This is a genomic window from Caldimonas caldifontis (assembly GCF_002930615.1).
In the GTDB taxonomy this organism is placed as follows: Bacteria; Pseudomonadota; Gammaproteobacteria; order Burkholderiales; family Burkholderiaceae_C; genus Caldimonas; species Caldimonas caldifontis.
On the sequence record NZ_PSNX01000023.1, the window covers coordinates 1 to 9502 of the forward strand.

A 9502-nucleotide genomic window follows, 5' to 3' on the forward strand; every position below is an offset into this window, starting at 1 on the left:
GCAGCGAATTGCTCGGGCGTGATTTCCATGCCCCCAAGTGTCCAATGCCCCGACCATCATCGCAATTAGTGTGAACACGCCCTAATGCGCGAAGTCAGACGGGCTAGCGCTGTCCGATCGCGGGCACACTCTGCGACTTCGATCACACCCCCACACGATGCTCCAGCGCTGCCTCCACTGGGCAACGCGGGTCTTGTCGCACCTGCGTCGCTTCACTTTGCTGCCTGCCCCGCCGCGGGTGCAGGAGGGCACCCGCGCCCAGCTCAGCGCCCTGCGCATCGTGCTGCTCAGCGGCCTGGCGGTGGAGGTGGTCATCGGGCTGCACAGCGCCTGGGTCGGCATTCGCGAGGGCCAGTACTACGTCGTGTGGATCGTCGTGGCCTTCTATGCTGCGCTGGTGGCCGCGATCCGATGGTCGGACCTGCATCCCCGGCAGAGCACCGTGGGCCTGATCGTGACCATTTATGCCGCGGGGCTGGCCATCACGCTGTTCATCCGTGTACCGGAGATCGCGCGCCTGGGCTATCTCTTCTGCTACACCGCGCCGCTGCTGGCTGGCCTGCTGCACAGCCGGCGCCTGGCGCTGGGGCTGATGGTGCTGAACCTGCTGCCATTCTGGGCCGCGTTCACAGGGTTCCACCCCCCCAGCCCGCTGGGTGAGGACACGACGCTGCCCGATGCGCCGCTCTACATCCACGCCCTGCTCTTCACCTTCTTCAACCTGTGCATGCCGCTGGCGGCCTTTCGCATCGTCTCCAGCCTGCAGGCCTCGCAGCGGCGCCTTGCCCAGGCCAACGTGCTCTACGAAGCCCTGTTCGAGAACCACGGGGCAGCCACCGTGGTGTGCGGACCCGATGGTCGCGTTCAGCGCGCCAACGGGCTCTTCCTTTCCCTGATCGGTGTGCCGTCCGCCCAGGGGCAACCCCTGTCGCAGTGGCTGCGTGGCGCGGGCCGGGATCGGGCAGACGCCACGCCGGAGCACCTGAGACAGGGCAGCGAGTGGCACGTGGGCCCCTTGGCCGAGGCGCGCCTGCTGCGCATCAGCAGCCGCCACGAAAGCGAGACTGGGGAGGTGATGCTGGCCCTGCACGACGTGACCGAGTTGCGCACCCTGCAGCACGATCTGCTGCGCAGTCAGGCCCATGCGCAGTTCATCGCCAGCCACGACGCCGTCACCGGACTGCCCAAGCGTGAGGCCTTCTGCCGCTGGCTCGAAGCTCAGCGGCCCCGCCTCGCACCGGGCGAGACCCTGCCCGTGGTGACCTTCGGGCTGGACACCCTGCGCCTGATCAATGCACGCCATGGCCGTCTGCACGGGGACCGCTACATCCTGGCCTGCATGCGCGCGTTGCAGAAGGCGGCTGGCAGTGCCGCCCAGGTGGGCCGCGTGCGCGGCAGCGTGCTGGCCGTGGCACTACCGGCCCTGGCGGCCGCCGCCGCACCCGGCGCCGTGCAGCGCGTGCGCGACGCCCTGCCGGCCGACCTGGCGTTGGCCCAGGGGCCCACGCCCCTGTCGATGTCCGTGGGGGTGGCCTTCTTCCCGACCGATGGCGACGAGGCCGAGCAGGTCGTGCATCTCAGTGAACTGGCCCTGGATCGTGCGCGCCGCGCCCGGCTCGACGCCTCCGACCTGGTCATCGACGAGCCCCAGCGCCATGCGCGACGGCTGGCCATCGAGGCCGGCCTGGGCCGCGCCATCGACGAGCGCGAGCTGGAGCTGGTCTATCAGCCCAAGGTGGCTGCCAGCGGCGAGCTGCTTGGCTTCGAAGCCCTCTTGCGCTGGCACAGCCCGCTGCTGGGCGCCGTGTCGCCAGCCGAGTTCGTGCCCGTGGCCGAGCAGGCCGGCTGGGTGACACGGCTGACCGACTATGTGCTTGATGAGGTGTGTCGTCAGATTGCCGCGTGGCGCGCCGAAGGGGCCCCGGCCCTGCCGGTGGCCGTGAATCTCTCGGCCCGCGACCTCGACCGCGAGAACCTCTTCGAGACCGTGCTGGCCGTGGTCGGGCGGCACGGCATCGGCGCCAGCAGCCTGAGCCTGGAAGTGACCGAGACCTTCCTGGCCGAACGCCCGGAGCGGGCATTCGAGCAGTTGCAGCGGCTGCGCGCGTGGTCGTTCCAGGTCGCGATCGACGACTTCGGCACCGGGTATTCGTCCCTGGCCAAGCTGGCCGACCTGCCCATCGACATCCTGAAGATCGACCGCAGCTTCCTGCGCGACCTGCCGGGCGACGCGCGACGCGAGCGCATCGTGCGCTCCATCGTGATGCTGGCCAAGAGCCTGGAGCTCAAGGTGGTGGCCGAGGGGGTGGAACACCCCGAGCAGCTGACCTTCCTGCAGGCCCTGGGGGTGGACGGCTACCAGGGCTTCCTGCTGCATGCGCCAGCGCCGGCAGCCCACTGGAGCGAGCTGCTGCGCCGGCACTCCACCCACCTCATCGGCTGGAGTCCCACCCGTCCGGGCGCTTCGCTGTCCGGTGCCCTGCCGGTGTGAGCCTTCGCGGCGTCAGACCGCGTGCTGCTCCAGCAGGTAGCTCGCGCCGTCGTACTGTGCCAGCACCTCGGTGAGCCAGGGCAGCACCTCGGCCAGCGTGTCGTGCAGCACCCAGGGCGGGTTGATCACGAACATGCCGCTGCCCAGCAGGCCATAGCCGGCTTCCACCGGACGGGCCACCGTCATGCGCACATGCAACCAGCCCCTGGGCGCCACCCCCTTGAGCCGCTGGGGCAGCTGCTGCGACTCCAGACGCGGCAACTGCGGATACCACACCATGTAGACCCCTTGTGCAAAGCGCTGCACGGCCTCGCGCATCGCCGCGACCACCTTGCCGTAGTCGGCCTTCAGCTCATAAGGAGGGTCCATCAGCACCGCGGCACGGCGCGAGGGCGGCGGCAGCTGACTCTTCAGTGCGGTGAACCCGTCCACGGCGTGCACCTCGACGTGGGGCTGCCCGCCCAGGTTGCGTGCCAGCGTCCGGTGGTCGGTGGGGTGCAGCTCGTACAGGCGCAAGCGGTCCTGAGGCCGCAGCAAGGCGAGCGCCAACTCGGGCGACCCGGGGTAGTGCTTCAGCACGCCGCTGGGGTTGTGCTGCCGCACGATGTCCACATAGTCGTCCACCGGCGCGGGAAGGTCGTCTCGCTCGACGAGGCGGCCAATGCCGTCGAGGTACTCGGCGTGCTGCTGGGCATGGCGGCTGTGCAGGGCGTAACCGCCGGCGCCGGCATGCGTGTCGATCAGCCAGTAGGGCTTGTCCTTCTCGCCGAGGTAGCGCAGCACCTGGGTGAGCACCAGGTGCTTGAGCACATCGGCGTGATTGCCCGCGTGAAAGGCATGACGGTAGGCGAGCATGTTGGTGTGAAGCCTGCAAAGGCCTCACTGTAGCGCCTCGGTGAAGGGTTCGCGACTCAGGCGGCGAGCAATCGCCCCACGCGCTCGCGCAGGTCGGCCGGGCTCACGTCCTGCGGGGCCACGGCCTCGCCGGCCACCAGGCCCACGCGGCTGAAGAGGCCGCGCCGGAAGGGCCGCACCATGGCCTGGCCCTCCTCCACCCGCGAGAAGAAAGAGCCCCAGAGGTTGCGCAGCGCGATCGGCACCACCGGCACCGCCTGGCGTTCCAGGATCTTCATGATGCCGCCCTTGAACTCCTGCAACTGCCCGTCGCGCGTGATGGCGCCTTCGGGGAAGATGCACAGGAGCTGCCCCTGGGCCAGCACCTCCGCGGCGCGTTCGAAGGCGCGCTCGTAGGTGGCCGGGTCCTCCTTCTGCGGCGCGATGGGAATGGCGCGCGCCAGCTTGAAGAGCCAGCCCAGCACCGGCAGCTTGAAGATGCGGTGATCCATGATGAAGACGATGGGCCGCGGGCTGGCGGCCATCAGCAGGATCGCATCGACGAAGCTCACGTGGTTGCTCACCAGGATGGCCGGCCCGCGCACCGGAATGTGCTCGTCGCCGCGCACCTGGAAGCGGTAGACCAGGCGCGAGGCGAGGAAGGCCACGAAGCGCAGCAGGTACTCGGGCACCAGCAGGAAGATGTAGAAGCCCACCACCACGTTGAGCAGGCCCATCACGAGGAAGACCTCGGGAATGCTCAGGCCCAAGTGCAGCAAGGCGCCGGCGATGAGGGCGCTGGCCACCATGAAGAGCGCATTGAGGATGTTGTTGGCCGCGATGATGCGCGCGCGGTGGCTGGCGGGCGAGCGCAGCTGGATCAGCGCGTACATCGGCACGCTGTAGATGCCCGCGCTGAAGGCCAGCAGCGTGAGGTCGGCCATCACGCGCCAGTGCGCGGGCTCGGCCACGAAACTGCGCAGGGTGTGTTCGGTGGTGCCGGCCTGCAGGCCGCGCGAGGCCAGGTAAAGATCGATCGCGAACACGCTCATGCCGATGGCGCCCACCGGCACCAGGCCGATCTCGACGTGGCGGCGCGAGAGCGTCTCGCACAAGAGCGAGCCCACCGCGATGCCGATGGAGAACACCACCAGCAGCAGCGAGGCCACCTGCTCGTTGCCGTGCAGCACGTCCTTCGCGAAAGACGGGAACTGCGACATCAGCACCGCACCGATGAACCACATCCAGGAGATGCCCAGGATGGAGCGGAACACCGTCTTGCTTTCGCCGGCGAGCTTGAGGTTGCGCCAGGTTTCGCTCACAGGGTTCCAGTTGATCTTCAAACCGGGGTCGGTGGCCGGCGTGGCCGGTACCTTCAGCGAGGTGAGCCAGCCCAGCACCGCCAGCGCCAGGCAGGCCCAGGCCGTCCAGCGCGCGCCCACCTCGGGCAGGGCGATCAGCAGGCCGCCGGCCACATTGCCCAGCAGGATGGCCACGAAGGTGCCCATCTCGACCATGCCGTTGCCGCCGGTGAGCTCGCGCTCGTTGAGGTGCTGGGGCAGGTAGGCGTACTTCACGGGCCCGAACACGGTGGACTGCAGGCCCATGAAGAAGATGCAGGCCAGCAGCAGCGCCGGGTCCTGGCGGTGGAAGCCCCAGGCCGCCAGCGCCATGATGGCCACCTCCCAGAGCTTGAGGACGCGGATGAGCGCGGCCTTGTCGAACTTGTCGGCCAGCTGGCCGCTGGTGGCCGAGAACAGCAGGTAGGGCAGGATGAAGAGTGCACCGATCACCAGGCCGGCCAGCGAGGACGGCAGCCAGCTCACCTGGAGCTGGTAGGTCACCATCACGGTGAAGGCGAACTTGTAGAGGTTGTCGTTGCCTGCGCCGAGGAACTGGGTCCAGAAGAAGGGCGCGAAGCGCCGCTGGCCCAGCAGCGCGAACTGGCTCGGATGAGCGGCTTCAGGGGTCAGGCTCAAGGGCTCCTCCACCGGCACTTCAGGCGCCGCAACTCAGAACAGGCCGCGCGCCTTCAGTGCGGCGAGCTGGTCGTCGCTGAGCCCCACCTCGCGCAGCACGGCCTCGGTGTCTTCGCCCAGGGTGGGCGCACGGCGCGTGATGGCCCCGGGCGTGCGCGAGAGCTTGGGCACGATGCCCGGCACCTCCAGCGTCAGGCCGTCGGCCGTGGTGACGGCTTCGATCATGCCGCGCGCACGGTAGTGCGGGTCTTCGGCGATGTCGCGGGCGGTGTAGATGCGCCCGGCCGGCACCTGGGCGGCATTCAGCACATCGAGCACCTCGGCCACGGTGCGCGCTGCCGTCCAAGCGCCGATGGCGGCGTCGATCTCGGCCACGCGTTTCACGCGGCCCACGTTGTCGGCCAGCGCCGGGTCCTGGCCCAGGTCGTCGCGGCCGATGGCGCTCATCAGGCGCTTGAAGATGGAGTCGCCGTTACCGGCCACCAGCACCCAGCCGTCGGCGCAGGCGTAGGCGTTGCTGGGCGCGATGCCGGGCAGGGCCGACCCGGCCGGTTCACGCACCACGCCGAAGGCGCTGTACTCGGGCAGCAGGCTTTCCATCACGTTGAAGACACTTTCGTACAGGGCCACGTCGACCACCTGGCCGCGGCCCGAACGGTGCCGCTCCTGCAGCGCCATCAGCACGCCGATCACCCCGTGCAATGACGCCAGCGTGTCGCCAAGGCTCACGCCCACACGCACCGGCACGCGGCCGGGCTCGGCGGTGAGGTGGCGCAGGCCGCCCATGGCTTCGGCCACCACGCCAAAGCCGGGGCGGTCCTTGTAGGGGCCACTCTGGCCGTAGCCGCTGATGCGCAGCATCACGAGTCCGGGGTTGGTGCGCGAGAGCTCTTCGTAGCCCAGGCCCCACTTTTCCATCATGCCGGGCTTGAAGTTCTCGATGAGCACGTCAGCCTCGTCAGCCAGGCGGCGCACGATGTTGCGGTCGGGCGGCTCGCGCAGGTCGAGCACCACGCTCTTCTTGTTGCGCGACTGCACCTGCCACCACACGCTGGTGCCGTTGTGCAGAAGGCGCCACTGGCGCAGCGGGTCGCCGCTGCCCGGGGGTTCGATCTTGATCACCTCGGCGCCGAAGTCGGCCAGTGTCTTGGCGGCGAAGGGGCCGGCGATGAGCTGGCCGAGTTCGAGGACCTTGAGGCCGGCCAGCGGGCCGTGGGAGGCGGGCTTCGTGTTCATCGGGAGGCAGGGGGTGTCATCGCGGGCATGCCGCGCTCGCGCAGGTCGGCGCAATGGTCACGCGAGGGTTGGCTCTGGGCGGAGCGGCGTTCGTCGAAGCCTTCCGGCGCGGGCTGGCCTTCGGGGACCAAGGCGATGCTGCGCACCGCCAGGCCCGGGGCCAGGCGCGGCAGGTGCAAGGGCACGCCGGTCGCACGTGAGGCGTGCATCGCGCCGGTGAGCAGCAGCACGACAGCCTCGGGGGAGGCGCCGCGCGCCGAGGCTGCGATGGTGGCGGCCAGGGCGTCATCGCGGGCGATCTGCATGCGGGCCATCGCGGGCAGCTGGGCCTCGGGCACCAGGCCGCAATGGCCGTCGCGCACGGCGTCCACCAGGCGTTCGCGGGCCGACGCCGGCACGGTGTCGTCCCACCGGGCCTGGCCCATCGCGGCACGCAGCTCCGCGCGCGGCAGGTTGCCGCCCTGCACGGGCACGCCGGCCCGCACGGCGGCCATCACCACCGGGCCGTAGGCGGCCCAGGGCCAGGCGGGTTCGTGCCAGGCCAGCGCCTCGCGCACCTGCACTTCACCCGCATCGCGCGGCAGGCCTCGGGTGTGGCGGCCGCGTTCGGCCATTTCCAGCACCAGGGCCTGCAAGCGGCCTTGCGCGGCCAGCTCGTCCACGATCTGCGCCGCCTGGCGCTGGTGATCCGGCTGGTCATGCAGTTCGCCCAGCAGCCAGGCGGTCTGGGCCCCGGCCGGGACGCACACGATCAGCAACAGGGTGGCCAGGAATTGCTTCATGCCGGCATCTTAGAACCGACGCCAGCCATGGCGCGGCGCAGGGCTTCGATCGCAAAGCGCACCTTGGCAGGCTGTGCATCGCGCTGCGGCGTGAGCGCGTACATGCCCAGCGGCGGCGGGCGCCAGTGCGTCAGCAAGGGCACGAGGCGGCCCGTCTTCAGCGAGTCTTCCACGTCGAGATCGCCCATCACCGCCAGGCCCAGGCCAGCCTCGCACATCTGCTGCAGCGACAGCTGGTTGTTGCTGGTCACCCGAGCCTCCACCCGCAGGCGCTCAACCGCGCCACCAGGGCCGTGCAGCTCCAGCACGGTCCCCAGGCTGCCGCCGGCCGTGCGCAACCAGTCGTGGGCCAGCAGTTCAGCCGGTGCGGCGGGCACGCCGCGCGCGGCCAGGTAGGCCGGGGCGGCGCACACGGTGAGAGACATCTCGCCAAGACGGTGCGCCACCCAGGTGGAGTCGGGCAGGCGGCCAAAGCGGATGGCCAGGTCGATGCGCTGCTCGACGAGGTCAATCAGGGTGTCGTCCACCTGCAGGTGCAGTCTCAGCCCGGGATTGGCCGCCAGCAGCGGCGCCAGCGCTGGCCCCAGGTGGCGCGCAAAACCCACCGGCGAGGACACCCGCAACTCGCCCACCGGCGCGTCGCGCATCTGCGCAAGCTGCTCGCCGGCGCCGCGCGCGGCGGCCAGCATCGCGGCGCAGCCTTCATGGAAACGCTCGCCGGCCACGGTGAGGCGCAGCTTGCGCGTGGAGCGCGTGAGCAGGGTCACGCCCATGTCGCGTTCAAGCTGGCGCACCTGCTGGCTCACGGCCGAGGCCGTGGTGCCCAGGGTACGCGCGGCCCCGTTCATTGAGCCCTGCTCGACCACGGTGGCAAACACTGCCATGCGCTTGAGCTGCTCAATCATAAAGTTTTTCTAAATAAAAAAGGCATGATTGGCCGTCTAGTTTAGTTTGATTTGCATCTCTATCGTTCAGACATCGCAACCCCTCCCATTTTTTGGAGACCCCATGAAGATTGCCCTGATCGGCCCCACCGGCTTTGTCGGCTCGGCCGTGCTGACCGAAGCGCTGTCCCGTGGCCATGCCGTGGTCGCCCTGTCGCGCACCCCTGCCAAGCTGGCACCGCAGACGGGCCTGACGGTGGTGCAGGCCGACGCGACCGACCCCGCCCAGGTGGCCACGGCCGTGGCCGGCACCGACGCCGTGGTGAACGCCTACAACCCGGGCTGGACACACCCGGCCATCCATGACGAATTCCTGCGCGGCACGCGGGCCATCTTCGAGGGCGTGAAACGCGCGGGTGTGAAGCGCCTGCTGACGGTGGGGGGTGCCGGCAGCCTGTACGTGGCCCCGGGCGTGCAGTTGGTGGACACGCCCACCTTCCCCGCCGAGTGGAAGCAGGGCGCGCTGGCCGCCCGGGAGGCGCTCAACCTGATCCGCCAGGAAACGGCACTGGACTGGACCTTCCTGTCGCCGCCCGTCTTCCTGCAGCCCGGCGAGCGCAGCGGCGCTTACCGCCTCGGCGGTGACGAGGTGCTGATGGCGGGCGACCAACCGGCGGGCATCTCGGTGGCCGACCTGGCCGTGGCCATCGTCGACGAGATCGAGCACCCGAAGCATTTGCAGCGGCGATTCACGGTGGCTGGCGCCTGACGCTGCAGGGCCAGGCACAGCGCGGCCCCCGGGGCCTGGCGCATACCCGGCACTCAAGTCGGGCGGAACTCGGCCGACATTGAGGAGACGGCCGATGGGCCGGCGCCATGTTTTCGCCCACATTGGATGCTCCTCATGCCCCCCGGCCTCCTGACCCCGCCGTCCGAATTCGCGCCCCTTGATGAAGAGGCTCGCTGTGCGGAGTGCGTCCGGCCGGAGCGCCTGAGCTTTCGCTTCAGCTTTGCCTACCAGCCCATCGTCGATGTGCGCTCGCGCGAGGTGTTCGCGCACGAGGCGCTCGTGCGCGGCCCGTCCGGCGAATCGGCGCTGAGCGTGCTCAGCCAGGTGAACGACGACAACCGCTACCGCTTCGACCAGGCCTGCCGCACCAAGGCCATCAAGACAGCGGCGGAACTCGGCATGCCCTCACGGCTGTCCATCAACTAGGGCCTGTTAACACATCCGCAGTCCATCAGCGACGAGAACGAAGGTGATGAAGCCGAGGAACATGATGTCGAGCTTTTCGA

The 9502-nt window shown here is 69.4% G+C and carries 8 protein-coding genes; 3 read left to right on the top strand and 5 right to left on the bottom strand.

Going from position 1 to position 9502, the window contains the following annotated elements:
- The first annotated feature begins 193 nt into the window (after positions 1 to 193).
- Positions 194 to 2491, top strand: a complete 2298-nt coding sequence (locus C1704_RS17225) for a putative bifunctional diguanylate cyclase/phosphodiesterase (protein ID WP_170064737.1) — start codon at positions 194 to 196, stop codon at positions 2489 to 2491.
- Between the two features lie 12 nt (positions 2492 to 2503).
- Here C1704_RS17225 and C1704_RS17230 read toward each other — a convergent pair whose 3' ends face one another.
- Genes C1704_RS17230 through C1704_RS17250 form a run of 5 tightly spaced genes read right to left on the bottom strand, consistent with a single transcriptional unit; the run spans position 2504 to position 8227 of the window.
- Positions 2504 to 3346 (bottom strand): 23S rRNA (adenine(2030)-N(6))-methyltransferase RlmJ, encoded by an 843-nt coding sequence (locus C1704_RS17230; protein ID WP_104303980.1) that lies wholly within the window; start codon positions 3344 to 3346, stop codon positions 2504 to 2506.
- Between the two features lie 56 nt (positions 3347 to 3402).
- Positions 3403 to 5322, bottom strand: coding sequence for an MFS transporter (locus C1704_RS17235; protein WP_104303981.1), 1920 nt, complete (start codon positions 5320 to 5322; stop codon positions 3403 to 3405).
- A gap of 15 nt (positions 5323 to 5337) precedes the next feature.
- Positions 5338 to 6540 (bottom strand): CaiB/BaiF CoA transferase family protein, encoded by a 1203-nt coding sequence (locus C1704_RS17240; RefSeq protein WP_104303982.1) that lies wholly within the window; start codon positions 6538 to 6540, stop codon positions 5338 to 5340.
- Positions 6537 to 7322 carry a ChaN family lipoprotein gene (locus C1704_RS17245; protein ID WP_104303983.1) on the bottom strand — a complete coding sequence of 262 codons (786 nt, stop codon included), beginning with the start codon at positions 7320 to 7322 and terminating at the stop codon, positions 6537 to 6539. Before C1704_RS17245 ends, C1704_RS17240 begins: the two co-directional genes overlap by 4 nt.
- Complete coding sequence (locus C1704_RS17250; RefSeq protein WP_211286963.1) at positions 7319 to 8227, bottom strand: LysR family transcriptional regulator; 909 nt, start codon at positions 8225 to 8227, stop codon at positions 7319 to 7321. The genes C1704_RS17245 and C1704_RS17250 overlap by 4 nt, the downstream gene beginning before the upstream one ends.
- Before the next feature lie 103 nt (positions 8228 to 8330).
- On the opposite strand from C1704_RS17250, the gene C1704_RS17255 reads away from it, so the two are divergent.
- Positions 8331 to 8975, top strand: a complete 645-nt coding sequence (locus C1704_RS17255) for an NAD(P)-dependent oxidoreductase (RefSeq protein WP_104303984.1) — start codon at positions 8331 to 8333, stop codon at positions 8973 to 8975.
- 135 nt (positions 8976 to 9110) lie between these two features.
- Positions 9111 to 9422, top strand: coding sequence for a hypothetical protein (locus C1704_RS17260; RefSeq protein ID WP_419186814.1), 312 nt, complete (start codon positions 9111 to 9113; stop codon positions 9420 to 9422).
- The last annotated feature ends 80 nt before the right edge of the window (positions 9423 to 9502 follow it).